The 24,861-nt window shown below is 61.8% G+C and carries 28 protein-coding genes and 1 pseudogene; 15 read left to right on the top strand and 14 right to left on the bottom strand.

Annotation, left to right across the window (positions count from 1 at the left end):
- The 8 genes and pseudogenes from GLL_RS06355 to GLL_RS06320 form a co-directional block, all read right to left on the bottom strand.
- Window positions 1-342: a hypothetical protein gene (locus GLL_RS06355; RefSeq protein WP_164928720.1), complete on the bottom strand. Its 342-nt coding sequence runs from the start codon at window positions 340-342 to the stop codon at window positions 1-3.
- 88 nt (window positions 343-430) lie between these two features.
- Window positions 431-646 carry a DUF4351 domain-containing protein gene (locus GLL_RS06350; RefSeq protein WP_011141223.1) on the bottom strand — a complete coding sequence of 72 codons (216 nt, stop codon included), beginning with the start codon at window positions 644-646 and terminating at the stop codon, window positions 431-433.
- A 226-nt stretch (window positions 647-872) separates the two neighbouring features.
- On the bottom strand, window positions 873-1,499 hold the full coding sequence (locus GLL_RS06345; RefSeq protein ID WP_164928719.1) for a hypothetical protein: 627 nt from the start codon (window positions 1,497-1,499) through the stop codon (window positions 873-875).
- Complete coding sequence (locus GLL_RS06340) at window positions 1,499-1,846, bottom strand: STAS-like domain-containing protein (protein WP_164928718.1); 348 nt, start codon at window positions 1,844-1,846, stop codon at window positions 1,499-1,501. Before GLL_RS06340 ends, GLL_RS06345 begins: the two co-directional genes overlap by 1 nt.
- A gap of 26 nt (window positions 1,847-1,872) precedes the next feature.
- Window positions 1,873-2,673, bottom strand: a complete 801-nt coding sequence (locus tag GLL_RS06335) for an ATP-binding protein (RefSeq protein ID WP_164928717.1) — start codon at window positions 2,671-2,673, stop codon at window positions 1,873-1,875.
- A gap of 230 nt (window positions 2,674-2,903) precedes the next feature.
- Window positions 2,904-4,775: a DUF885 domain-containing protein gene (locus GLL_RS06330; RefSeq protein WP_197530134.1), complete on the bottom strand. Its 1,872-nt coding sequence runs from the start codon at window positions 4,773-4,775 to the stop codon at window positions 2,904-2,906.
- Between the two features lie 32 nt (window positions 4,776-4,807).
- A pseudogene (locus tag GLL_RS23640) lies at window positions 4,808-5,302 on the bottom strand (RNA-guided endonuclease InsQ/TnpB family protein); the annotation flags it as partial.
- Between the two features lie 192 nt (window positions 5,303-5,494).
- Window positions 5,495-6,787 carry a glutamyl-tRNA reductase gene (locus GLL_RS06320; RefSeq protein ID WP_011141218.1) on the bottom strand — a complete coding sequence of 431 codons (1,293 nt, stop codon included), beginning with the start codon at window positions 6,785-6,787 and terminating at the stop codon, window positions 5,495-5,497.
- An 89-nt stretch (window positions 6,788-6,876) separates the two neighbouring features.
- Here GLL_RS06320 and GLL_RS06315 point away from each other — a divergent pair, with 89 nt between their 5' ends.
- From GLL_RS06315 to GLL_RS06285, 7 genes are all read left to right on the top strand, one after another.
- Window positions 6,877-7,770 carry an alpha/beta fold hydrolase gene (locus tag GLL_RS06315; RefSeq protein ID WP_011141217.1) on the top strand — a complete coding sequence of 298 codons (894 nt, stop codon included), beginning with the start codon at window positions 6,877-6,879 and terminating at the stop codon, window positions 7,768-7,770.
- Window positions 7,771-7,804: 34 nt separating this feature from the next.
- The gene (locus GLL_RS06310; protein ID WP_197530133.1) at window positions 7,805-8,659 is read left to right on the top strand and encodes a pentapeptide repeat-containing protein; all 855 of its coding nucleotides are present in this window, start codon (window positions 7,805-7,807) and stop codon (window positions 8,657-8,659) included.
- 8 nt (window positions 8,660-8,667) lie between these two features.
- A complete protein-coding gene (locus tag GLL_RS06305; RefSeq protein ID WP_164928716.1) occupies window positions 8,668-10,365 on the top strand; it encodes a pentapeptide repeat-containing protein in 1,698 nt (565 codons plus the stop codon).
- An 84-nt stretch (window positions 10,366-10,449) separates the two neighbouring features.
- A complete protein-coding gene (locus GLL_RS06300; protein WP_164928715.1) occupies window positions 10,450-11,514 on the top strand; it encodes a DUF6745 domain-containing protein in 1,065 nt (354 codons plus the stop codon).
- A gap of 11 nt (window positions 11,515-11,525) precedes the next feature.
- Window positions 11,526-11,705 carry a hypothetical protein gene (locus GLL_RS06295; protein ID WP_164928714.1) on the top strand — a complete coding sequence of 60 codons (180 nt, stop codon included), beginning with the start codon at window positions 11,526-11,528 and terminating at the stop codon, window positions 11,703-11,705.
- Window positions 11,706-11,822: 117 nt separating this feature from the next.
- A complete protein-coding gene (locus tag GLL_RS06290; RefSeq protein WP_011141213.1) occupies window positions 11,823-12,245 on the top strand; it encodes an antitoxin Xre/MbcA/ParS toxin-binding domain-containing protein in 423 nt (140 codons plus the stop codon).
- Window positions 12,245-12,709 carry an RES family NAD+ phosphorylase gene (locus GLL_RS06285; RefSeq protein WP_011141212.1) on the top strand — a complete coding sequence of 155 codons (465 nt, stop codon included), beginning with the start codon at window positions 12,245-12,247 and terminating at the stop codon, window positions 12,707-12,709. Before GLL_RS06290 ends, GLL_RS06285 begins: the two co-directional genes overlap by 1 nt.
- 93 nt (window positions 12,710-12,802) lie before the next feature.
- Here GLL_RS06285 and hisIE read toward each other — a convergent pair whose 3' ends face one another.
- The 5 genes from hisIE to GLL_RS06260 form a co-directional block, all read right to left on the bottom strand.
- Window positions 12,803-13,459 (bottom strand): bifunctional phosphoribosyl-AMP cyclohydrolase/phosphoribosyl-ATP diphosphatase HisIE, encoded by a 657-nt coding sequence (hisIE, locus tag GLL_RS06280; protein WP_011141211.1) that lies wholly within the window; start codon window positions 13,457-13,459, stop codon window positions 12,803-12,805.
- The gene (locus GLL_RS06275; protein WP_011141210.1) at window positions 13,434-13,646 is read right to left on the bottom strand and encodes a hypothetical protein; all 213 of its coding nucleotides are present in this window, start codon (window positions 13,644-13,646) and stop codon (window positions 13,434-13,436) included. Before GLL_RS06275 ends, hisIE begins: the two co-directional genes overlap by 26 nt.
- A gap of 112 nt (window positions 13,647-13,758) precedes the next feature.
- Entirely contained in the window at window positions 13,759-15,498 is a 1,740-nt protein-coding gene (locus GLL_RS06270) for a DUF885 domain-containing protein (RefSeq protein ID WP_011141209.1), read from the bottom strand.
- A 123-nt stretch (window positions 15,499-15,621) separates the two neighbouring features.
- Window positions 15,622-16,314, bottom strand: a complete 693-nt coding sequence (locus GLL_RS06265) for a Uma2 family endonuclease (protein ID WP_011141208.1) — start codon at window positions 16,312-16,314, stop codon at window positions 15,622-15,624.
- A 125-nt stretch (window positions 16,315-16,439) separates the two neighbouring features.
- Window positions 16,440-18,047: a tetratricopeptide repeat protein gene (locus GLL_RS06260; RefSeq protein WP_011141207.1), complete on the bottom strand. Its 1,608-nt coding sequence runs from the start codon at window positions 18,045-18,047 to the stop codon at window positions 16,440-16,442.
- A gap of 112 nt (window positions 18,048-18,159) precedes the next feature.
- Between GLL_RS06260 and dapB the strand changes: the two genes are divergently transcribed.
- Entirely contained in the window at window positions 18,160-18,969 is an 810-nt protein-coding gene (gene dapB, locus GLL_RS06255) for a 4-hydroxy-tetrahydrodipicolinate reductase (RefSeq protein WP_011141206.1), read from the top strand.
- A gap of 70 nt (window positions 18,970-19,039) precedes the next feature.
- Here the strand turns inward: dapB and GLL_RS06250 are convergent, their stop codons facing one another.
- Window positions 19,040-19,684 (bottom strand): outer membrane protein, encoded by a 645-nt coding sequence (locus GLL_RS06250; RefSeq protein ID WP_164928712.1) that lies wholly within the window; start codon window positions 19,682-19,684, stop codon window positions 19,040-19,042.
- Between the two features lie 235 nt (window positions 19,685-19,919).
- Here GLL_RS06250 and GLL_RS06245 point away from each other — a divergent pair, with 235 nt between their 5' ends.
- The 7 genes from GLL_RS06245 (at window position 19,920) to GLL_RS06215 (ending at window position 24,856) form a co-directional block, all read left to right on the top strand.
- On the top strand, window positions 19,920-20,333 hold the full coding sequence (locus GLL_RS06245) for a hypothetical protein (protein ID WP_011141204.1): 414 nt from the start codon (window positions 19,920-19,922) through the stop codon (window positions 20,331-20,333).
- Between the two features lie 9 nt (window positions 20,334-20,342).
- Window positions 20,343-20,717, top strand: coding sequence for a S41 family peptidase (locus tag GLL_RS06240; RefSeq protein ID WP_011141203.1), 375 nt, complete (start codon window positions 20,343-20,345; stop codon window positions 20,715-20,717).
- 8 nt (window positions 20,718-20,725) lie between these two features.
- Complete coding sequence (locus GLL_RS06235; RefSeq protein ID WP_164928711.1) at window positions 20,726-20,905, top strand: hypothetical protein; 180 nt, start codon at window positions 20,726-20,728, stop codon at window positions 20,903-20,905.
- A 70-nt stretch (window positions 20,906-20,975) separates the two neighbouring features.
- Window positions 20,976-21,332 (top strand): PadR family transcriptional regulator, encoded by a 357-nt coding sequence (locus tag GLL_RS06230; protein ID WP_011141202.1) that lies wholly within the window; start codon window positions 20,976-20,978, stop codon window positions 21,330-21,332.
- Window positions 21,329-23,956 (top strand): ABC transporter permease, encoded by a 2,628-nt coding sequence (locus GLL_RS06225; protein ID WP_011141201.1) that lies wholly within the window; start codon window positions 21,329-21,331, stop codon window positions 23,954-23,956. Before GLL_RS06230 ends, GLL_RS06225 begins: the two co-directional genes overlap by 4 nt.
- A 92-nt stretch (window positions 23,957-24,048) precedes the next feature.
- The gene (locus GLL_RS06220; RefSeq protein ID WP_011141200.1) at window positions 24,049-24,339 is read left to right on the top strand and encodes a DUF1778 domain-containing protein; all 291 of its coding nucleotides are present in this window, start codon (window positions 24,049-24,051) and stop codon (window positions 24,337-24,339) included.
- Complete coding sequence (locus GLL_RS06215; protein ID WP_011141199.1) at window positions 24,329-24,856, top strand: hypothetical protein; 528 nt, start codon at window positions 24,329-24,331, stop codon at window positions 24,854-24,856. Before GLL_RS06220 ends, GLL_RS06215 begins: the two co-directional genes overlap by 11 nt.
- Window positions 24,857-24,861: the final 5 nt, after the last annotated feature.

Raw genomic sequence — 24,861 nt, 5'->3', positions numbered from 1 at the left:
TCACCCATCCCCCCTGCGCTGCTGCAGAATATCGAGGATGCGCCGGTTCTCCAGTTGCAGGCCGCGCATGTCCGTCTGTAGATCGCGAATTTCGGTCTGCGTTGAGTCGACGCGCTGCAGGATAGCCAGGGCAATGCGAGAAACCTGATTCACGGATTCCGATACGGTGTCCACACGTTCGGCCATAATGTTCACCCGTTCGCTCAGCGCTGCCTGATTGGCTTCGAGCCGGGTAATGGCGGTGGTGTTGGCAGTGATCTGTTCGCTGTTGGCCGCGACGATCGCCTCGATGCGATCGAGCCTGAAGGAAAATTCTGGGGGTTGTCCGTTGCTGGTGGTCATCGTTGGTGGCCGGACTGTTCTCCACAGAGATATCACCTGAGTGGACTGAATACCAGGCTCAGAACGCTTCAAGGCCGAGGGGATGCCATTATATCTGGGCACGCAAACTATCGAAGTCGTCAGCTTGCAAGCCGAGTAAACCGAGTCGTTCCAGGCGTTCACTATCAGTAATAGATTCGATCTCCTGCACGAAGTCGGCAGGCAGTTTGCCAAGTTTCTGGGTGAGCTGGCGCAAAATTATGCGGCGCACACCTTGCAGTTTCCCTTTGTCAAAAATCTCTTGATATACCCACGACTCACGCATTCCTGCCTCCGCAAGCAAATGCTTTTATGCATCTCGATAAAATCTTAGACTTGGTGGGATTCTGGTGAAGTAGCGGTGTTCGCCCGTCGTCCTTGTCTCTTCAGTCCACCAATCGTTGCTAACGCACTGACACTGACAGATCTGGTGTCTCGATCAGTTCCAGCCTATGGGTCGCTGGCACATTCGTCTTGATTTAGCTATTGTATACAACTTTGCGGATTCTGAATCAGCGCTGAATCAAGCGACCCTGTGCCGTTGCCGCACTTATGACATTTGCATTGCAAGTAAATACTTGGATGCCTGGCACGGTAGCAAAATCGCCATCATCTGTAAGTACTTTTTTGATCCCTGCCTTGGTCATTGCTTCCAGTAGGAACAGATCATAGCCGTCAACTGCTTGTGATTTGAAGCGGCAGAGGGCTGCCGTAGTGGTTGAGTCGTCAACAAGAGTATCGATGGGCGCAGCAATATTTTGTACAATTGCCCATGCTGTCTCAACTTCTGGAACTACCTGATTGATCCGCTCCTGCGGACGATTATGCCTGAATTCCTTTGGCTTTATAGGAGCATTCCTACTATTCCAGATTTCGTGTTCAGTTTTTTCAATGATATGGGCCAGCTCTGCCAACGACAAACCACACCATGTCAGCAAGGAGCCCGCGGTACTTGCTGCTTGAACATATGCAGGATAAGTAGAAGTCTGATACTGCTGGGGAGGCTTCCTAATCAAACTGGAGCGAGTGTAGCCTAGCCAGTACCAAACGTTGGTATCTACCAAGAAAATATCATCTGCTCTAGGTGCGTCTGTTCCGATATCAATGACATCTGCGCATACAGTGTAGCTGGGCGGCATCAGACAGTTGCAGCCTGCTCGCTCAAGACACGGTCATGAGCCTCGCGCACGTGCTCGTCACTGTAGTATTGCCGGGCATTTTCCAGCACTCTTGCAAGAGCTGTCTTGCCAGCCGCACCAAGGTTTTGAACGATTAGCAAGCGATCGAGAGCCTCCGGTTTAATACTCCCGAGGAGCTGACCGACTGCATAGTTGAAAAATGGGGAGGCAAATATTTCCACCCTGTCAAAATCAAGCTCCACTTGCCGTCCGGCCTGCAATTGTGGATATATTTTCTCGTAGACAACCTGACCTGCGTCAGGAGTCATTGCATACTTCCCAATGAGGGTGAACACTTCCTGTCTCATGATGTGCTCCAGATTCTCTTCGCTATCTACGAAGCCAGGTCAAAGAACGACTCATCACACTTGAGAGTGATGTTTACCAGAGTGCCCTGGAAGCGCGAACATCGATCCAGATGTAACTCAGTGTCCATATCTATCACAGTGTAGCCTCTGTGGCTGTATATTTCAAGCCTGCCCTGATTTGCCTTAAGAAAGCTTTTGAGGAGATCGAGTCCCATTCCACGGGCTATCCCTGTACATGTGGAGTTGCCTGCACAGAGAGCCCACCGTAGAGCATCGCAGTCCCTCATTTCCGGTTTGCTGAGACATTCCCGAACATTGGCTGGGATACCCACTCCAAAGTCTACAGCCGCTAACTTGAGGACTCGAAGGTTCGGGTAGAACTGGCCACAGCTGAATATCCCGATGTCCGAACGCCCATGCTCGAAGGCGTTTGCGTAGATCTCCCAAACCTTACCAACAATGGCGTCTCTCAAAGAAGGATTGATTTGCAGCCAGCCTCTGCCAAGCCAATATGAACCAAGGTACTTAACAACCTCCTCTTCAGTGTTTACAGAGCCACATGGGTCTTCCCGGTAAGGAATGGAGTTCCCTGTCCATGGCTGTTCTGGGTAGCCGAAAGCTTCCAGGAAGCCGTTTTGAGCCAGATTGGCCCGAATATCGTTGCCTAAAGTGTCCAAGGCAAACTCTACGGTGCCGCCCCGCAAGTTCACCATCCTGGCAATGCCTCCGAGGAAGGCCACTGCGTTTTGCCGAAGGAAGTTGCAATTTGTAAAATCGAAGATGACCTGCAGACCATGACCCTCTATTTGCTGCAGCAAGCTGAACATACGCTTAAAGTCTTGCGGGTCGTCGTTAAGAGTGGGAACTGACAGTCGCACTATTCACTCCAGGACTGGGGCTTAGACCAAGACGATAGAAGACCGTACTGGTCATTCGTCCCGCCTCACATATCGTACCGAGGCGCTTAGCTCAACGACCCGGCACGACAGCACTTTTGTAAGCTTCAGCCTCAACAAAGTTGCGACCTTCACAGGTCACAGTAAAAAATCTTTCTCGACTAATTCCAGCCCATCAATTCGGGCAGGCGGCCGACGGGAGGAGCGCCGTGGGCAAGGGCCTGGGCGTGAAAAGCCGCCAGATCGAAGAGCTCGTATCTGGCTTTGGCTCGCGCTTCTGCCCGTTCTCGAAGGCGGAACCAGGCCTGGGCTCCCACGAAGTAAGTGCTCAGCTGTGTGGAACTCACCTGGGCGCGCACCCACTTGGCCCGTGCTTCGCCCTCCTGCTGGAAGGAACGCTCGACCATCAGCGCCACGGCTTCCTCCTCGCCCATCGTCCCGGCGTGGATGGCATGATCGAGGATGGCGTTGGTGACGGAGCGCAGATAAAACTTCTGACCGTGCAGGGCGATGGCCTTTGCCCTGAGTACCGGATCTTGTTTGATGCGCCACAGCGCGTCTGTGAGCCCCGCGGGTTTGTCTTTGCCGGGGTCCGGCCCGCCGTAGCCAGCCTCGACCATCACATGCTCGGTGTAGACTGCCCAGCCTTCGACAAAGGGGCCGTTGGCGTTCACTTTGCGCACCTTCGACGGGACACGCTTGGCGTAGTAGCCCTGGACGAAATGGCCGGGGATCGCCTCGTGGATCGAGAGAATTTCGAGCATAAAGTTGTTGTACTCGCGCAGGAAGGATTCGCGCCGCTCGGGTGTCCAGTCCTCGGGCACCGGCTGGACAAGATAAAAACTCGGCAATCCCGGTTTGTCGGCGTCGAGGGGAGCAGGGGCGGCCAGACCGGCGATTGCTACCCCCCGTTGCTGGGGTGGCGTCCAGATTACTTTGAGTACCGCCTGCTCGTCGAGGGGCACCAGCTTGCGCTCGCGCACAAAGGCGCTCAGCCGTTCGAGGTTGCTCTCGCAGGCGGCGCGCAGATCTTCAGCCCGGACGTGGTCACTAGCCAGTTGCGCGAGCACACGCCGGATAATCCGCTCGTCCGCGTCCGGCCCGGCTGCGAAGAGCTTCAGTTCCGCCGCACCGAACAGCGGCACGAACAACTCGCGCGCCAGACTCGCCATGCGCGCACGCACCCGCTCGTGCTCTTGCCGGGCGAGGGCATAGACTTCGTCGGCCCCCAGGTCCATCTCCAGGGTGAGCCGGAGCTTGCGCTCAAAGTTGGTGCGGCCCAGGCGCCAGTTCTCACTCGCCCCCGGTAGCAGTTCGTTCTGGACTACGGATCGCAGTTTCTCGACGGCGGTGACGGCGGCGGGAGTGGCGGCGGCAATGCGGCGGCGCAAAGCCGGGGGAGCATTTTTGAGCTTGTCCGGAAGCTCTTTTTGAATCAGCAGGAGCGTTCCTGCCAGTTGGCCCACCGCCACGCGCGAGTGGGGAGCGAGGGGCTTACCCCGGCGCAGATTGGCAATCGCTTCCTCCACGAAACCGGGCAGCTTCTCAAGACGGGCGGCGACGCTCGCGGCGCGCACCCCGGCTGGGGCAAATTCGCGGCTGACCAGTTCGTCGAGGCCGGTGCCGATATTGCCGGTGTAGTAGAGGGGATTGTGCAGCCAGGGCGCCTCGATTGGATCGGTGAAACGGGCCAGTTCGAGGCTGTTCACTAGCGAGTCGAAATCGATGCGGGCATCAACCGACAGATCCTTGCGCCCGAAGGCGGCGAGTCGGGCCAGGGCAGAGCGGATACGGTCGCGCTCGCGCTCGCGGCCTGGGGGACTCACATCCGGCCAGCGATCGTCGTAGCGGTGCTCCCCGACGGCGGTGGCACCCACCGGATCGCTTGCGAAACCCTCGGCCAGAATCGCCTCGAAAAGCGTTTGCGCCCGGGCGTCGCGCTCCGCCGCCGGGGCGGCCCGGACCTGACGGGCGGCAAGCCAGCAACCGGCGGCGGCAAGTACGGTGCGGCGCTTCAAAAGCATGGAAAACATCGATAATCGTGACATACTTCCGCCGCTCATGCTTAGCATAGAGCGCAGGCTTCTCGGTTCGTAGGAACGGTACTGCGGTAGCCTCCCCGAGCAGGGACGGGATGCCCCACCGCCCTGCTCTTAATGTTCCGCGCTGCGTTCTGGTCCCTGTTCAACTCCAGACCACATCGGGGGCAACTGTGCCACCTCTCGCCAAGAGTCTTGGGTACTTGCGTATCGCAGCCGGAACACATTTGTGTAGTACCGTTTGGGTTCACTGCAATCACCAGACACCCGGCTCTTGCAGCCTTGTTTGTCAGGATTGTAATGAATTGACCCCAACCAGCGTCGGATACTGACTTGGCAAGACGGGTGCTCGCCAACCCTTGAATGTTCAAGTCTTCATGGGCTATGACCTTGGACTTTGCGAGAAGCTTGACAGCGGTTTTGTGGTGGAAATCCTTGCGCCGGTTGGCGACTCGCAAATGCATACGTCCTACCTTGCGAACTGCCTTTGCTCTGCGTTTGCCGGCTTTGTTACGCTTGCGCGATAGCTGCCTTTACGCCCTCGCCGGCCGCTGCTGCGCTTTGCGGTAATACTGAGGGATAGGCTCATGCTTGCCATCGCTATCTACCAGGAAATCCTGCAACCCAACGTCAACACCCAGGGTGTTCTCAGGGGTGAGAACAGGTGGAACGGGTGCAGACATAGATACATTAAGCAAATTCAGAGAAAGATACTAAAGTGTCGGAGGCTCGGGATTGCTCTGCGCTTCGAGGTTGAAGAGCGTCTGCAAGGTCTGCAGGGCACGGCGGCGCGCTTCGATGTCGCGCTGGGCTCTCAGTTGCACCATCGGGTCGTGCAGGATTTTGTTGACAATGGCGCGGGTGAGCGAGTCGATAATGCCCTGGTGCTTCTCGGCAAATTCGGTTCCCAGGCGCGAGAGGGCTTTTTCGAGTTCCTGCTCGCGGATGGTTTCGACTTTTTGGCGCAACTGGTTGATCGTGGGCACCGCCTCCAGGCCGCGCCACCAGTCGAGAAATTCATCGAGCTGCTCCAGCAGAATCTCCTCGCACTGGGTGACCATCAGCTGCCGGTAGGCACGGTTCTCCTCGACCACCTGCTTGAGGTGATCGACGTTGAATAGTTGCACGTTCGGCAACTCGTCCACCTCGGTCGCGACGTTGCGCGGCACGGCGATGTCGAAGATCATCAGCGACTGGTCGCGGCGCAAGGAGCTCATCTTCTCCAGCGTCAGCAGCGGTTCGGTGGCGCCTGTGCAGGTGAAGATCAAATCGGAGCAGGGCACGTAGTTGGTCAACTCGTCGACCGTGGCCACCGGCAGCATCAGCCCGAACTGCTCGACCATCTGGGCCGCCTTTTCGAGGGAGCGGTTAAGCACGATGATCTGGCGCGCCCCCTTGGCGAGCAGATGGCGCACCAACAGTTCGCCCATCTTGCCCGCCCCCACCACCAGACAGCGCTGGTTGTGCAGGGGACCTTTTTTGCGCAGGGCCATCTCGACCGCCGCCGAGGAGACCGAGACTGCGCCGGTGCCGATGTTGGTGTCGCTGCGCACCCGCTTGCCGGCGGTGATCGCCGTCTTGAACAGCTGGTTGAGGACGCGGTCCACGCCCTTACCCTGCTGGGCGAGGCTTTGGGTCATCTTCACCTGGGCAAGAATCTGCCCTTCGCCCAGCACGATCGAATCGAGCCCGGCCGCCACGCGCATCAGATGCATCACCGCATCCTGGTGCAACAGCACGAACAGGTGGCGCTGGAGCGTCGGCAGCAGCACCCCTTTGCTCTCGGCCAGAAAGCGGGTCACCTCGCGCAGACCGTGCTCGCTGTCGCGCAGGACCGTATAAATTTCTAGACGATTACAGGTGCTCAAAATCGCGCATTCGGCAACTTGTGAGCAGCTTCGCAACCGAGACACGTATTCGGGAACCTGCCCCTCGGCAATGCTGACCCGTTCGCGAATTTCGACTGGTGCAGTTCGGTGACTCAATCCGATGACCGCGATCTGCATCCACGCTCTCCCACTGCGCGTTCGTAGCGCCTCATACTGTAGCACATTGCACTTTGCGCACAACCGCGCAGAGTGTTAGATGGTAGGTTATGCAATCTTCCGTAACACAGTGGTCCTGGCACGGTTACCCGGTGGCCTACCGCAGCGCCGGGGAGGCCCACAGCGACCGGCCGCCGATGGTGCTCATCCACGGCTTCGGCGCCTCGCTGGGCCACTGGCGCCGCAACCTGCCGGTCCTGGCGCAGGAGCATCCTGTTTTTGCGCTGGATCTGGTGGGCTTTGGGGCGAGTGCCAAACCGAGCCCTGCCGAACTGGCCTACACCTTCGAGACCTGGGGTCGGCAGGTCGGCGATTTTGTGCGCGAAGTGGTGGGCCGGCCGGCCATCCTGGTCGGCAACTCGATCGGCGCCATCGTGGCGCTGCAGGCGGCGGTGGGTGCTCCCGAGCGGACCGACAGCGTTGTACTGATCAACTGTTCGCTGCGACTCCTGCACGAGCGCAAGCGCCGGACGCTCCCCTGGCTGCGCCGCGCCGGGACGCCGCTATTGCAGCGGTTGCTCTCGGTACCGGCGGTGGGGCGCTTCTTTTTTAACCGGCTGCGCCGCCCCGAGAGCGTGCGCAAGATCCTCCAGCAAGCCTACGTGCGCCGCGAGGCGGTTACCGACGAACTGGTGGAAATGCTCACCCGCCCGGCTGCCGATCCAGGGGCAACGGCGGTGTTTCTGGCTTTTATCAACTACGCGAGCGGGCCGCTCGCCGAGGACTTGCTGCCCGAGGTGCGCTCGCCGGTGCTCATCCTCTGGGGTAAAGACGACCCCTGGGAGCCCTGTGCCCTGGGCCGCGCTCTCGCGGACTACCCGTGCGTCGAGAAATTTGTGCCCATCGAGCGGGCGGGCCACTGTCCGCAGGACGAAGCACCCGAAGAAGTCAACGCCCACCTGCTCGCCTGGGGCGCCCGGCGGTCTTCGGCGCTGAGCCAGTAGCGCACCGCCGCGGCCGGGGAGGAGGATGACTTCTATGGATGTTCCCAATCGCGATCCTGTGCTCGGCGGCAAGGCCGCACCACCCGACGCTCCGGCCCTGGGGGGCTTCGCGGGCCTGCGGCTACGGCTGCTGCAGTCGACAAGCCCCGAGGAGCGCCGGGCGGCGCTTCGCAAGGCGCCGGACTGGGGCGAGAAGGGCCTCAAATTGCTGCTGGTCGTTCTTGGACAGGACGCGGATCCGCACGTTCGCCAAGAAGCCTGGGAACTGCTGGCTTCTCGCATGGAGAGTGCACCGTGGCTTCGAAATCCGTCGCAATCGCTTCCCCGCCGCGACATCGGCGGACGCAGGGGTCTCATCCGCTGCTACGAACGGGGCGAAAACCTCGCCTGTGCCGACCTGCGCGCAGAGAATCTTTGCCGGATGAATCTGAGCTTTGCGGTGCTGCCGTTTGCCGATTTGAGCGGTGCGGATCTGAGCCGCTCGGTCAACCTCAAACGGGCGGATTTGCGTGGGGCACGGCTGGTGGGAGCGGATCTTCGAGGGGCCTTCCTGCACGGAGCCAACCTGTCCGGCAGCCGGTTGGAAGCGGCGGATCTCATGAAGGTTGCGCTTGCCGGAGCCAACCTGAGCGGCGCGGACCTGTCCCGGGCGAACCTGCGCGCCGCGCATCTGGAGGGCGCCGACCTGCGCCGCACCAATCTCGGTGAGGCGGACCTTGCCGGTGCTTTCTTGAGGGGCGCCCGCCTGGAAGGGGCGGATCTGCGGCGCGCCCGTCTGGAAGGGGCGGACCTCGAATGCGCGGCCACCGAGGGAACGTGCTGGGAAGGAGCGGATCTGGGTGGTGTCGCTTGGGCGGCTTTGTCCCGAGTAAAGCCCATTGATCTCTAGCCCATCCCTTGTCCTCAAACACCGATCCGGTGCTCAGCGTCCCGGCCGCCCCGGTCACCGCCCCCGCTCTGGGCGGCCTCGCGGGTGTGCGGATGCGCCTGGGTCAGTCTCCGCACCCCAAGGAGCGCATCGGGGCTCTGCGCGAGGCGATGCGCCACGGCGAGGCGGGCCTGGAATTGATAGCGCGCGCCCTGCGGCAGGACCGCGAGTGGCCCGTGCGCCACTGCGCCTGGGAATTGTTGCTGGAGAGCGGCCGGGGGGAACTGGCGACGGCCGGGCCGCCGATGCGGGACCTGGGTGGGGCGGCCGGGGTGCGGACGCTCTATGAGCAGGGCAAGCGCCACTTTGCCTGCGCCCGCCTGCGCGGGGCGGCGCTGGGTGCAATGGTCCTGGCCGGGGCAAACCTGCGCGGAGCGGATCTGGCGGGGGCGGATCTGGTGGAAGTGAACCTCGCGGGGGCGGACCTGCGCGAAGCGGACTTGCGCGGGGTGGTCCCCGGCGGTGTCAACGTGCGGGGGGCGCGGCTCTCGGCGCACACCCGCCTCGATGACGGGATGCGGTGCATTTGGGAGTTGCAGAACCGGGGCGGGCGGGGCCGGGATCTATCCGGGGCGGACCTGGGCGCTGCGGATCTGGCTGGGGTGGATTTGGACGGGGCCGGTCTCGATCGGATCAACCTGCGCCGCGCGGTGCTGCAGGGGGCTTCGCTGGCCGCCGCCTCGCTGCGCAAAGCCAACCTGGCGGGTGCGTTGCTCGCAGACGCAGACCTGCGCGCCGCCTGCCTCGCAGGTGCATTGCTCGCAGGTGCCGATCTGCGCGGGGCGGATCTGCGCGAGGCGAATCTGGCCGACGCCAATCTGGGCAGTGCGGATTTCACCGGTGCGGATCTGCGCGGCGCCTGCCTCGACCGGGTTTTCCTGGGCAAGATCCGCCTCGATGCCACTACCCGCCTCGATGAGCGGCTGCGGCGGATCTGGCGGATCCTCGCGGGGGAGATGGCCGGGGCCAACCTCGCAGGCATGGATTTCGCCGACACCCGGCTCTGGGGGGCGGATCTGCGCGGGGCGGATCTGCGCGGCGTCAATCTGCACGGAGCGGATCTGCGCGAAGCGGATCTGTCCGGGGCGGATCTGTCCGGGGCGGATCTGGGTGGAGCCTATCTGGTGAGCGCCCGCCTGCAGGGGACGAAGCTTGGGGAGGCGCGGGGGCTCGAAGCCCGTAGCCGCCTCGTCTGGCAACTGCAAAACGCGGGGGGGCGTGACCGGGATTTGAGCGGAGCGGATCTGCGCGGCGCCCGGCTTCGGGATATCGACCTGGGCGGTGCCCGGTTGCGCGGCGCGCACCTGCGCCAGGCCAATCTGGAGCGGGCGAATCTGGCCGGGGCGGATTTGAGCGGAGCGGATCTGCGCTGGAGCCGGTTGGTGGGCGCGGATCTTAGCGGCGCGAATTTGACCGGGGCCGAGCTGGAGTACGCCAATGCCGGTCTGGCCAATTTCCAGCAAGCCGACCTCGCCCGCGCCAACTGCTTCAGCGCCGCCCTCAACCGGGCCGATTTGCGCTTTGCAATTCTCGACGGCGCCAACCTCGGCCATGCCAATTTGCAGGGGGCCGCCTACGACGGTTGCCGCCGCCTCAACACCCAGATTCGCCAGACGGTTTTGCCCGATGGGGTGCGCTACAGCCAGAAAAAACCGAGCTGGTGGTAGCGATAAAGACAGACATAGCGTCTCGCGGCCGACTGGCCCCCGCCCGCCTGCGTGATACGATGTGCCCACAATTCAGGTATCCGCATGGGCAACGGAACCGGCGAGCGGCCGATCCGGCTGGAGAGTCTCACTCCCGACCAGGAAGCCTTGATCTCGGTGTACTGCGAAAAGTGGCGGCGCATGGCGCTCCGTTGTGAGCCGCTGGACCGGCAGGCAGCCTGCGAAGCCGTCCGGGCCGTCTACGTGCTTGCGGGGCTGGGCGCACCGGAAGTTGTCTTTTGCTCGAGCCCCTACGCGGCCACCCAGAGCGAGATTTTTCAAAGCGGCAGCGAAGTTCCCCAGGCGGGCACCCTCTGGCACCGCCTCAGCTGGTCGCTGGGCGACGAGCTGGCCCGCCGGATGCGCAGCCGCTATATCGAGCGGTTGCGCAAACAGCTCGAAGACAACCTCAAAAAGCGCCTGGCGGGCCAGGTGTGGCGCAGCCTCGAAAACCAGTTGGTGGCCACCCTGGACGCTCGGGTGTGGGGACTCTCGGCCAACAGCATCTCACCGGAAGGTTGGACGGCCCTGTGCTGCTACTTTGATTACTGCCACACCGTGCTCGGTTGTCCCCACGACCGGGGCCAATGGCAAAGGTTTTGTGCGGTGGTCCAAAGCTGTGGCTGGCTCTTTCCGTACCGTCGGGTTTGTCTGGTCAGCGAGCGACCGGTATCGTTGCACCTCGACGACCGCGAGCGCCTGCACGCCGAGGGTACACCGGCCCTGCGCTTCGCCGACGGTTTTGCAATCTATTCCTGGCACGGGGTGACGCTGCCCGAAAGCTACGGCCGTGTGCCCCCCGCCGAGTGGCGGCCCCACTGGATTCTCGAAGAAAACGACGCCGAATTGCGCCGGGTCTTGATCGAGGGTATCGGTTACGAACGCATCTGCCGGCAGTTGCAGGCCCGGCCGCTCGACCGCTGGCAAGAGTACAGCCTGCTCAAAGTCGAGCACATCGACGTCGAGCCAGTCTACCTGCTGCAGACGAGCTGTCCCGGCACCGGGACCGTCCAAGTCCTCAGGGTGCCGCCGGAATTCACCACCGCCCGCACCGCCGCCCGGTGGGCCAACGGGGGCAGCGATCCGGAAGCATTTCTGGTGCAGACTTAGCCCGGCGGGCGGTGGGGCAGACCTATGCGCCTGCAGGCGTCCCCGGCCTTCAACTGCTGAGCGGTTCGACCCCCTCGGTTTTGGCGGCGCGCTCGCGCTCGGCCGGTTTTCAGGCACACCTGAGCAAGCCCATGGACATGGAACAGCTGGTGGAGTCGGTAGCCCGCCTGGTCGGTCGCACAACTGTGTGACAACACATCTTGATCTGGCTGCAGGAGGACCGCGGCTCCTCGCTGCGAACTGACCTGCCGGTCGTGTGTGCTGGTTGGCAGTATGATGGTGCCAGTTGTCACAAGTAGGACACGCCCATGAGCAACGCCGTAGGACGTTCGCGTCCGGTATCGGGCAATGCCGCAGAGCCGGGCGCAGGATCTTTGCAGCAAGCGGTGGCGGTTGACAACTACCGGGCCATCAAAGTCTTGTCCATCCAATTCTCGCTCAGTAGAAAACAGGTCAAAGAGATCTTCGGTATCTCCGAGCGGACTCAGTACCGCTATGAGCGGGAAAATCCGATGCTCAAGCCATCGGTTGGTGATCGGTTGAAGCGTTTCCGGCGTATTCTGACCCAGGCTGTCGATTTGTTCGAGGACGAAGGGGAGGCCGAGCGGTGGCTTGCAAGCTCGAAAGTGGACCTGGAAGGTCTGGCTCCCCTCGATCTACTGGGTACGGACGAAGGGAGCAAGCGGGTGGAGCAGATGCTGTACCGCGCCGAGTACGGAATCTTCGGTTAGTGCAGCTGTGGCGGCTTTGCAAGCGCAAACACCTGGAAACAGCCTTCCAGGGTCTGGGCGGCCTGTACGCGCCGGGACGATGGACGCCGCAGGGTTTTCGGTGCGTCTACACCTCCGAAAGCCTGGCCCTAGCCAGTCTGGAGGTGTTTGTGCGCATAGAAAGCGACAAAATTCCGCTCGTGGCCATCCGGGCATTTCTGGCCGAGGGAACGGCCGTCCAGACGATCGAACCGGCCATGCTGCCGGAGGATTGGCAAGCAGTGCGTGCCTACCCACACCTGCAGGCGCTCGGCCGAGAATGGCTGGAGTCTCTGAGGGCACCGGTTTTGAAGGTGCCCTCGGCCATTGTTCCTGTCGAGTACAACTACCTCCTCAACCCTGCCCATTCCGAATTGCAACTGCATACCGACCCGCCCCAAAAATTCTGTTTCGACCGGCGCGTGTGGAAGCCCCGCAACCATTGACACCGCACCCGCCCTGATAGCGTTTGCTCTAGCGGTGCTGTGGAGCGCGGGTAAGACAGGAGCAACGGTAGCGGGTTGCAGCGGGGCCTCTGCTCAGCGCCGCCGCTGCTGGAGCGCCCGATAAACATCGAGGATATCGACATCGGCGTGGGCCAACAGCACCAGCGTGTGGTACCAGAGGTCGGCCACTTCTTCGGCTACTCGCTCGCCGTCTTTGGCGGCCATCACCACCTCGGTCGCCTCCTCGCCGATTTTCTTAAGGATCTTGTTGGATCCGGCTTCGAGCAGGCGGCTGGTATAAGAATCGGGATGGGGATGGGCTTTGCGCTCCTCTACGACGCGGAAGACCTGAGAGAGGGTGTCGGCCGGGGGTAGGTCGTAGTCGCCCGCCTCGTCGCGGTGAAAGCAACTGCGCTCGCCCAGATGGCAGGCGATGTCGCCCTGCTGCTCGACGGTGAGCAGCAGCACGTCGCTGTCGCAGTCGTAGCGCAGGGCTTTGATTTTTTGCCGGTGGCCGGAGGTGGCGCCTTTGTGCCAGAGTTCCTGGCGCGAGCGACTCCAGAACCAGCTCTCGCCGGTTTCGAGCGTGCGTTCAAGCGCCTCGCGGTTCATCCAGGCCACCATCAGCACCGTGCCATCCAGCACATCCTGCACAACGGCGGGGATGAGCCCGTCGCGGTCGAAGCGGGCAGCTTCCCGTACGTGGACCAAAGTGGGTGCTCCCTTACTCTTGAACTGGTGGGGCGCCATTGCCGCGGCGGCGGCGGGCATGGAATTGGCCAATGGGGCTGTCTTCGTAGCGGCGGTCGAGTTCAGCTTCTATCAGTGCCAGTTCGGCATTGAGTGCACGCAGACTTTCGGTAGCTTGCCGCAGATTCTCCAGATGCCGCTCGTGGGTCTTGTCATCGACAAGCAGTTTGATCGGTTCGTGGCTCATGGCAGTCCCCAGTCGGTTTTGATCTCTCGAACGCTGCGAGACAGAGCGTCTAGTCGCTCGCGAGCCCGCAGATGCGCCCGCTCCAACAACCTCATATTATCCGTAGTGGATTTCAAAGACTCGGGCTGTCGTCGCCGAGCAGTTCGCGCCGCACGATCTTGATGGGCGGCGAGCCGGCTTTGATATAGCGGTCGTGGAACTCGAGCAGCGTAAATTGGTCTCCCATTTTCTGGCGGTAATCGTCGCGCAGCTTGAGAATTTGCAGCTTGCCGAGGGTATAGATAAGAAAGGTCGGGTCGGCGGTGCCGCGCTTGCTTTCGATTTCGGCGTTCACCCGCTGCTGAAAACCCTCTTTGACGAAAAAGTCGACCGCCTGCTCGTAGGTCATGCCCTGGGTGTGCATCTGGATGCCCACGATGTAGCGGCAGTCGCGCAACAGCGCGTCGATGAGTTGGCCGAAGCGCAATTTTGGATCGCCCTCGCCATAACCCTCGTCGAGCATCATCTGCTCGGTGTAGTGCGCCCAGCCCTCGGCGTTGGAGTTGGCTGTGATGAGCTTGCGCACCTTCGAGAGATCCGGGTTGTTTTTGACCCACAAAAACTGGGTATAGTGGCCGGGCCAAACCTCGTGCACCGAAACGGTGTTGAGCAGCGGATAGTTGTAGCCGCGCAGGTAGTCCTCCTGGCGTTTGGCGGGCCATTTCGGATCGGGAAGGGTGATGTTGTAGTAAGCCTCGGTCGCTTTGCTCTCGTAGGGGCCGGGGGTGTCCATCGATGCGAACGTGAGGGCGCGCAAGAATGGCGGCGTCTCGGTCACCTGGGCCTGCACATCGCCGGGCACGGTGATGATCCGCTTATCTACCAGAAACTGGCGCAGCGCGTCGAGTTGTTTTTGGGCGGCGGGGATCAGCTCTTTGGCGGTGGGGTGATCGTCTTCGACGAGGGCGAGCACCTCGCGCACCGATTTGGCCGGATCGATGCGCCTGGCGGTCTGGACCAGTTCCTGCTGGTCCTTGCGCAGTTGGGCATAGCCGATTTCCAGCATCCGGTCGAGGGGAATGTCGACCATCTCGTCATAAAGCAGCTTCAGGCGATAACTCTCAGCCCCGATGGCGAAGTTGCCTTTTGAGCGGGGGAGCAGATCTGTTTTGAGAAACCGTTCGTAGCGGCCCAGAGCGGCAATCGTGCGGGCGTTGGCGCGTTTGAAGCGCGCGAGCAGGGCCGGGTCTTTGACCTCGGCAAAAGCCTCCGGTACGGTGGTCTTGAAAAATTCGACGTTCCCCGGCAGTTGCTGCAGAGCGATTTCGGTGTAGATGCGTGGCGGGTTGGATAGCAGAGTGCGGGCGGTCTGGAGGGCGGCAGGAATCTGCTCCTCGCGGGCGATCACCGAGCGCAGCCGCTCGGCGGGCGGGGCGAAGTCGCGTTTGACCAGTTTGAAGATGCTGCCGGTGACGGCACTCGGGTACATATCCGGGTTGCGCTTCCACATCTGGATGCGATCCAGTTCGAGCAAATTGGAGCGGATCGAAGCGAGCACGATTTCGCGGTCGTTGCGCTCGGCCGGATTGAGGCTTGCCGGGTCGATGGCCTCAAAAGATTTCATGAATGCCTTGAGCTTTGCGATCCAGGCGGTACGGGCGGGCTGTGAAAAATTTTCCAGCCGGGTATCGTACTCGTGGAAGCCCGCGTAGGTGCCAAAGCTGGGATTGACCTCGAAGGTGGCCTTGAAGTAGGCGTCCACCAGTTGGGTGTAGGCTTCGGGGGCGGCGGGAGCGGGCACCCCCACAGCAAAAGTCGCCGCCGCCGCCCACCCGATCGCCCATGCCCACCGGCTTGGCTTGCTGCTCTGCATCGTCTGTTCCTTGAGATTCTCGCCACGGATGCAGTCGAAGATAGCAGGTTTGGAGTTCCTAAGACGTTGCAAGGAGATTGGAGATCACCCAGGACAAAGCTTCTGGCAACGAATGCGCCGCGGCTACTCCGGAGGCAGCAGCAGGGCTTCTACGACAAACGTCATTCCTAGGAATGCCGCGGAGGTCACGGTATCGGATGCATTCAGAATGGTCTCTTCCAGATAGCGATTGCCGCCCGGATGGCTAAAGCGATGGAGTCGGCGCTGCCTGAGATTGACTACCCAGTACTCCTGTATCCCTGCCTGTGCGTACATTGCGCGCTTGGTCCCAAGGTCGTATTCCAGACTGGAATCGGCCACCTCAATGATGAGCAGGATATTTTCCGGGCCGGGATGCCGATGGCGATAGCTGCGGTTTTCGACCACTGCCAGATCCGGCACAGGCTCGGCAAACTGGCCGAGGACCACAGGTTTTTCATTGCGCAAAAGCGCTTCGCCAGCCAACGCGGCAGCGAGTACTTTTGCCAAATGCTCTACCGATTCAGCGTGCAAAGGCCCCTGGGGACTCACAGGCAGAATTTGTCCATCGATCAGCTCCAGCCGCTCTTCGGGATGTAAGATTCCTAACTCTCCCAATCGGTAGTATTCCCCAACCGTCCAGGAATGCGGATCTCCGGAGGCGCTTTGTGTAATTTGCCCGCGCAATGGGTCAAAGTGCTCAGTGCGATCCAGCAGATGATCCGCGACCATCCGGTAATACTCGGAGGCGCTGAAAAGACGTGGCTGCAATGCCTCGTGCTTTCGGATCTCCTGCATGCCAGCCTCACCGGTCGCACTTGAAAGCGCGTAAGACCATCACATCGTATGCCGGCCGCAGCAATCCCGGCAAAAGGGCAATTGCCGGACGCGACGCCGGATAAGCTCTTCAGTTGCTTACTGGATCAGGCGAACAGGTCGCTTTTGCGGCTGACGCGCTCGATGAGTTCGCGGGCACGGCGGTAACCTACCTGGTCGTTGCGCTCGCGAAAGAGGGTCGCAGCCTTGCGCCAGTCGGCGAGCGCCGCACCGCGCTCGCCCAGGCCCGCGAGGGCAAGACCGCGATTGAGAAAGACCGGGGCGCTGTCGAAGTTGTGGTCCAGAGCCCGGTCAAAGTCGTTGACCGCCTTGCGGTAACTGCGCAGCCGGAAGTTGGCGAGGCCGCGGTTGTAATAGGCCCGTCCGAAGGCCGAATCCAGGGCGAGGGCCTGGTCGTAATCGGCAAGCGCCCCCTGGGTGTCCTGTAGGCCGAGGCGGGCGTTGCCGCGGCCGACATAAGCGGTGGGAAGCTTCGGCTCCAGGGCGATCACCCGGTCGTAGTCGGCGATCGCTTCTTTGTAAGCTTTGAGCCGCACGTGCAACTCGGCCCGACTGCGTAGGGCAAACGATGAAGGCGACAGATCGACGGCCCGGTCAAAATCAGCCAGCGCCCCCTGGAGATCCCCGGAGCGGGTGCGGGCGTCCGCCCGACCGATGTAGGCGTCGGCACTGCTCGGATCGAGGGCGAGTTGCCGGTCAAAATCGGCGATGGCTCCTTTAAAGTCGCCCGAGCGGGTGCGCACCAGACCCCGGTTGCCGTGGGCGGCGGCGAGCTTCGGATCGAGGCGGATCGCTTCGCCCAGATCCGTGAGAGCCGCCGGATGGTCCCTCAGTTCGGCCAGGGCGACGGCGCGGTTGAGGCGGAGCATCGCCGGTGCCGGGGCGTTCAGGGTAATGGCCCGGCTGAAATCGGCGGCGGCAGCCCGGTACTCTTTGAGCTTGAGCTTCGCCAGGCCCCGGTTGGCGTGGGCGAGGGGGTGGCTTTTGTTCAGCTCGATGACCCGGTCCAGGGTTTCGACGGCGGCGGCGTACTCGCCGCGCTGCTGCGCCAGAGCAGCCAGCTGCAGGTGGGCGGGCACATAGTCGTGGGCCAGGACCACCGCCCGTAAATAGTCGGCGCGCGCCCCCTCGCGATCGCCGCGCTGGGCGCGCAGCAACCCCCGTTGCAGGTAGGCGCGCTCCTTGCGCGCGTCGAGGACAACGGCGCGATCAAGATGCATCAACGCTCCGTCGCCGTCGCCCAAAGCGTACTGGGCCATCGCCCGCACCCTGAGCCCCTCGGCGTCGTCGGGGCTGGCCTGCACCGCCTGCAGATAATCAGCCCGGGCCGCCGCGGCGGTACCGGCGGTGGCGTGCAGTTCGCCGCGCAGCAAATACGCTTCGGCGTTGGTGGGCACCAACCGGATGGCCTGCTCGGCGTCGGCCAGGCCCCCTTTTAGATCTCCCAGGCGCAATCTTGCCTGTGCCCGCCACCGGTAGGCGGGTTCAAAGGCGGCATCCTGCCGGAGCATCCGGCTGCACTCGTCGGCCAGACGCGCGTAGTCGGACCGCCGCAGGTGGGTCTGGGCCTGCTGCCATCGCTCCACCGGCATCGTCGCCTTGGACGGTGCCGCCGACACCCCCGGAGCGGGTGGGGCAACCCAACCTAGCCAGACGGCAACCAATAAACCGAGCAAGCGACGCAAAGCAGTCATAGTCGAAAAGGTGAGCCAGTCGGTAAAAACCTGTTGTTCAGTAGGGATGCAACGGTTGTGGTTCGACGGCTCTTACACTGGATGGGCAAGAAATCCAGGGAGCAATTGAACGATGGCGATACCGGTGGTGGTGGTGGGATGCGCCGGCAAGATGGGCCGGGAGGTGGTAAAGGCGGTGCACGCCGCCCCCGATATGGCCGTCGTCGGCGCGGTCGACCGCAGCCACATCGATGAAGATGCCGGCGAACTAGCGGGGATCGGGCCTATCGACGTGCTGGTCACCGACAACCTCGAGATCACCTGCGCCATGGTCGCCCAGGAGCGCGCCCCCGGCGTGATGGTCGATTTTACGCACCCCCGGGGCATCTACGACCGGGTGCGCTCGGCCATTGCCTACGGCGTGCGCCCCGTGGTGGGCACCACCGGACTACCCCCCGAGCACATTGAAGAACTGGCCGAATTTGCCGACAAGGCGAGCACCGGCTGCATCGTCGCCCCCAACTTCGCCATCGGCATGATCCTGCTGCAGCAGGCCTGCCTGCGGGCGGCGGAATATTTTGATCACGTCGAGATTATTGAGTTGCACCACAACCGCAAAGCCGACGCTCCGAGCGGCACGGCCCTGGCCACCGCCCAGATGATCGCCACTACCGGCAAGACTTTTAATGTTCCCGAGGTGAGCGAAAGCGAACTGGTCGCCGGTGCCAGGGGTGGAATGACCCCCGGCGACATTCGCATCCATTCGCTGCGCCTGCCCGGTCTACTGGCCCACCAGGCAGTGATCTTCGGCGGGCTTGGCCAGAGCTACACCCTGCGCCACGACACCACCGACCGCGCCGCCTACATGCCCGGGGTGCTGCTCGCCATCCGCAAGGTACTCGGCCTGAAGAGCCTGGTTTACGGGCTGGAGAAGATCATTTAACGGCGCACCGTCCGGGGCAATCGCCGCGAGCGCCCCGCAATTTGTATCCTACAGCCCAGGACGAGGGTATTTAGAAGCTGAATCTAAAACCCAACTCGACATTGTGGATATTGGGGCTATCGGTGGTCAGACTGGTGCCGAGGTTGTCGGTAAATCCGGGAGCGGCAGTGGCAAAATAGCGATAACCGAGCAGAATCGTCGCACTGGAACCCAAGCGAAATCCGAGGCCGGCTTTGAACTGGTAGGCAAAGACAGTGCTGGAGCCGTTGACCGTCGTAAAACCCGGGGCGGTGATGTTGTTGGCTGAGATGCTGGAGACACCGGCACCGGCACCGATATACGGAGAGACGATATCGGTGATCTCAGGAAAGAGCAGGTCGTAATAGATATTCACCAATCCGGAATAAGTGTCGATGTCGCCCCGCCCCGCAGAGGTATTTCCCTGAAAGACCAGCGAGCTGACATCGAAACTGGAGTAGGCAAATTCCCCTTCGATGCGAAAGCCGTTGTTGATACCGTAGCCAATCGCGCCAAAGGCGGTGTAGCCGGTGTTCAAATTGATGGCCGTACCCAGACTGGTGCCGATTCTGTTGGGAAAAGACGCCCCGCCGCCGGCCTGAACATACAAGCCTTCTGCAAACTGGGCCTGTGCAGACGGTGCAAATATGCCGAAAAACGCTACGCCGCTCAATAGGGCGGTTACCACACGCTTCATGTTCACTCCCCCTTTGACCCAAAGCTGATACCGATGCTACCTCTGCAAAGTAAAGAAAGCGTTAAATGCTTCAAAATGTGAAAAATGGTATAGTTTTCTCCGAGTGGTTTGCGGCCGTTCGTCGCGGCGGCGCCTCTCCCCGCGGCAGTGGGTAAAACCACCGGCCCTCCAAGAAGCCGGAGATACTGACCTCGGTTTGCGCCAACGGCCCCAATCGTTATAGGAGCATTTCAACGTGCTGAGCAGACATTGTTTTCATGGCGTTCTGGGTGTGTGCCTGCTCATTGCCGCCGCCGTCCCGGTGTCGGCGCAGTCGCCCGATGCTCCGGGGCGGGGGACGGAGCTTTCCCCCGAGCAGCAGACGGCTATGCGCCAGGCAATTGGCGAGTGCCGCAAGCAAAACGAGAAGCCGCCGGCTGTGCGCGCCTGCGTGCAGCAGCGCTTGGGTGGGGTGCTCACCCCCGAGCAGATGCAGGGTTACACGCGCAGTCGCGCCCAGGGCTACGGCGGCGAAGGCCCGTCCAACTTGAGTGAAGAGCAGCGCGCTGCCCGGCGCGCGGCCATCGAGCAGTGCCGCGCCCAAAACCAGCAGCAGGGTCCGGAGGCCGTGCGCGCCTGCGTGCAGCAAAAACTGAATCTCCCCAACTGAGGCCAATCGATGGAACGCCTGTCGTTCCTTGCTCTGGCGGCCATCGCAGCCGGGGTCATCCAGGTTCCGGCTGCGATGGCCCGTCCGACGGCTATCGAGCGTTCGGCCTTCAACAGCCGGGTGCGCGACGCGGTCGTCTCCCGCTGGCGGATTCCCCTTGTCGAGCGCACCACCACCGTCGATGTGACCGCTCGCTGGGATCTTCAGGCACCGATGGTGTTGCTCGTGCTGCTGTGGTGGGCCGCACCGGGTACTGGTACGAGAGGTCTGGCAGCTGGTCGATCGGCACTACGCGACAATGGCCGCGCCGTCCTGGTCGGCACCCCAACCTACGGCAAGGGGGCCATCCAGCAGGACTACACCTGTCCGATCGCTCCGGGCTGAGTGTCACCGTGGGCCAGTATCTTACCCCCGCGGGCTGCCCCATCCAGGGCATCGGCCTGGTGCCGGATGTGGTCGTGCCCGCGATGCGCACGGCCGACACCGACCGCCAGTACGCGACGGCCGTCAACTTGCTGGTGCGCAGGCTCGAACTGTCGCTGCGTATCGATACATCGTCCCGATACCCTTGACAACCGATCCGGCTCGCCCTAATGTATCCGCAGTGATTATATCCACTTGCATTACATCGAGTCTGGATCTATGGACCCCAAGCGTTTTTTGCCTCTGACTCCGGCGGTGTTTCAGATTTTGCTGACCCTGGCCGACGGCGAGCGCCACGGCTACGGGATCGTGCGTGAGGTCGAGCAGCGTTCGGAGGGTAAAGCTCACCTGGGGCTCGGCACGCTTTACAGCACGATCAAGCGCTTGCTCGCCGCGGGGTTGGTCGAACAGTCCCAGTGGCGTCCAGATCCGGCCCTTGACGATGAGCGGCGGCGGTACTACCGCCTGAGCGAACTGGGCAGGCGGGTGGCGGTGGCCGAGGCCGAGCGCCTGGTGGAACTGGTGGCCGACGCGCGCTCAAAAAAGCTTCTGGCCGCCCCGGAGGTTTTGGGATGAAAAGCTGGCCGGAGCGGATTTTTGAGGGGCTGCTGAAACTGTATCCGACCGAATTTCAGCAGGAGTATGCCGATGAGATAGTCCAGGTGTTTCGCGAGCAGCACCGCGAACTGTCCCGGCAGGGCGGGGGGGCGTTGCTCGTGCGTTGGTGGATGTCGACCGCATTCGATCTGGGAGTGACCGCCGTGAAAGAACAGATGCAGATGCTTTTACAGGATGTGCGCTATGGTTTGCGGATGCTGGCGGGAAGCCCCGGCTTTACGGTGGTGGCGGTCTTGACACTGGCGCTTGCTATCGGCGCCAATACAGCGATATTCAGCGTCGTCAGTGCGGTGCTGTTGCGCTCGCTGCCCTACGCCGAGCCGGAGAGGCTCGTGCAGGTCTGGGAGACGGCGCCCCGACAAGATGTGATGGAGGGCTCGGTCTCAGCCCCCAACTACCTCGACTGGCGCGAGCAAAACCACGTATTCGACCGCATCGCCCTCTACGGCTACGGAGCGTTTAACCTCAGTAACAATGACAATCCGGATCGGCTGTTGGGGGCGATCGTCTCGACCAACTTCTTTGAGACCTTCGGCACCGCGCCGCTATTGGGGCGGGGTTTTCGGCAGGAGGAAGAAAAATCTGCCGACAGCCGGGTGGCAGTGATCAGCCACGGCCTGTGGCAGCGGCGCTTCGAGGCGAGCGCGGCGGTACTGGGTAAAACCGTCACTATCGACTCGCGGCCCTACACGATCGTGGGGGTGATGCCTCCTGGATTCCAATTTCCCCGGGACGACCGGGACATCTTTGTACCCTTCGCTTTCGATACCGAATACTTTCAGCAGCGGGGCCAACACTCCTACCGGGCCGTCGCCCGCCTCAAGCCGGGGGTGAATCTGGCGCAGGCTTCCGAGCAGATGAACATTGTCGCCCGCGCCCTCGCCCGGCAGTACCCGGACAGCAACACCGGCCGGGGGGTGGCGCTTGTGCCCCTGTACGAAGAACTAGTGGGGGACATACGTCCTGCGCTGCTGGTGCTCACCGGTGCGGTGGCGGCTGTGTTGCTGATCGCCTGCGCGAACGTGGCTAACTTGCTGCTCGCGCGCGCCGTCGCCCGCCAGAAGGAATTTGCCCTGCGCGTGGCGCTCGGGGCGAGCCGCGCGCGGCTCGTCCGGCAACTGTTGACCGAAAGCGCCCTGCTATCGCTGTTTGGGGGGGCATGCGGTCTGGTGCTCGCGTACTTTGGGGTTCGGCTGCTGGTGGCTTTTAGCCCGGCGGATCTGCCCCGGGCGCAGGAGATTGCCGTAGACGGACCGGTGCTCGCTTTCACGGTTGTGGTGGCGTTTGCCACGGCCTTTGTGTTCGGATTGGCGCCGGCTTTGCAGGCCACCCGCGTCGATTGCAACGAGGCGCTCAAGGACGGTGGACGCACAGCCACGGGTGGCCGGTCGCGCCATCGCCTGCGCAACTTGCTGGTGGTGGGGGAGGTGTCGCTTGCCCTGATGCTGCTGGTGGGAGCCGGTTTGCTGGGACAGAGTTTGTGGAGATTGCAAAGCGTCGATCCAGGCTTGAACCCCAAAAACGTGCTCACGGCCAATATCTTCCTGCCGGTGGCCAAGTACCGCGAAGAGCGGCAGATGGTGGACTTTTTCGATCGCCTGCTGGCACGCATCCGCAACCTACCGGGGGTAAGTTCGGCCAGCGGCGTTACCACGCTGCCCCTGAGCGGCAACAGTTCCGACGGCAGTTTCATCATCGAAGGCCGCCCTCCCGCCGGACCCGGCCAGGAGCCGAATGCAGGCCAGTTGATTGTCGGCCCCGATTATTTGCAGACGATGGGCATTCCCCTGGTGCGGGGCCGTACCTTCGAAGAGCGCGACCGCGCCACATCCCGCAAGGTGGCCTTGATCAACGAGACGATGGCCCGGCGATTCTGGCCCGGCAAAGACCCGGTGGGCAGGCGCATCAGCATTGACACCCCCAGGCCGGCTCCCGACAGCTGGATTGAGATTATGGGCATCGTCAAGGACGCGCGCACGCTGGCACTCAACAAGCCGGTGCGCCCAGAGATATACTTTCCGTACTCCCAGTTCACCTGGCCTCTGTTCAATCTGGTCGTCCGCACCGAGACCGGCGACCCGGCTGCTCTCAGTAACGCTTTGCGCGAGCAGGTGATGGCGATCGATCCCGACCAGGCTCTAGGCAAAGTCCGCACCATGGAAGCGGTGATCGCCGAGTCGATCGAACAGGAACGCTTCAATGCGTTGCTGTTGATCCTGTTCGCGGTTGTCGCCCTGGCGCTTTCCGGGGTGGGCATCTACGGCGTGATGGCCTACTCGGTCACCCAGCGCACCCACGAGATCGGCATCCGCCTCGCTCTAGGCGCCGAGCGGGGCAGCATCATCCGGCTCGTCGTCGGCCAGGGAATGGCGCCGGCCATAGCAGGGGTAGCGATCGGTCTGGTCGCTGCCGCGGCACTCGGGCAACTCCTTTCGAGCCTGCTGTTCGGCGTCAGTGCCATCGATCCGCCTACCTTCATCGGTGTAGCGGCAATGCTTTTGGGAGTGGCGTTTTTGGCCTGCTTCCTGCCCGCCCGCCGTGCCACCCGTGTCGATCCGATGGTGGCTTTGCGGTACGAGTAGGTGACGAAACCGCTATCAGCGTACGGAAAAATTCCGTACAAATGTTATAGTGAGGACGAAACTGCTATTGAGCACAAAAGGCGGCAAACGGTATGGCAAGTCCCGAGGGCAAGAAATCCGAGCGCTTGGAAGTGCGGGTAAGCGGCGACGGCAAAGCCTTGATCGCCCAGGCAGCCCAACTGGAAGGACGCACTGTGAGCGACTTTGTGGTTGCCAGTGCGCTCGAAGCCGCGAGCCGGACCATCCAGGAGCATGGATTGTTGTATCTCTCCCAGCAAGATCAACAGATTTTTGTCGAGGCGATCTTAAATCCACCAGAGCCCAATGACGAGCTGCGCCAGGCTGCGAAGGAATATCAGCGGTCGGTAAACAGTGTCTCTTGAGGAGGCTGCAAGTTTCACAATCCAGCCTTTGCAGCAGTTTCATGAACGTTCACTTTTTGCGAGCGGCAACGAATCATTGGACCGCTACTTAAAGCAGCAAGCAACGCAAGATTTGCGTCGGTATGCGGCTGCGACTTTTGTTTTGACCCAGAAGCGCTCGACCACGGTCATCGGCTACTATACTTTGGCCATGACAGGGGTGGTGTTAACAAGTTTTCCTCCCGAAATTCAAAAGCGGTTGCCGCGGTATCCCGTGGTGCCTGCTGTACTGCTCGGAAGGCTTGCCCGCGATCAGCGATGCTCTGCAATGGGTCTTGGAAAACTATTGTTGCTCGATGCCCTAAGCAGAAGCTTCAGAAGTGAAATTCCCGCCGCTGCAGTTGTCATTGACGCCTTCGACGAGCAAGCGACAGGCTTCTATTGCAAATATGGATTCGTACCATTTCTCGATTCCACTCAACGCTTGTTTCTGCCAATGACTACCATCACGAAATTGGTGCGACCGGATGCACCGTAGCCATC

It is taken from the genome of Gloeobacter violaceus PCC 7421, from assembly GCF_000011385.1.
Classification (GTDB): domain Bacteria; phylum Cyanobacteriota; class Cyanobacteriia; order Gloeobacterales; family Gloeobacteraceae; genus Gloeobacter; species Gloeobacter violaceus.
The sequence above is the reverse complement of the archived record's forward strand: the minus strand, read 5'-3'. Positions and strand labels throughout refer to the sequence as shown.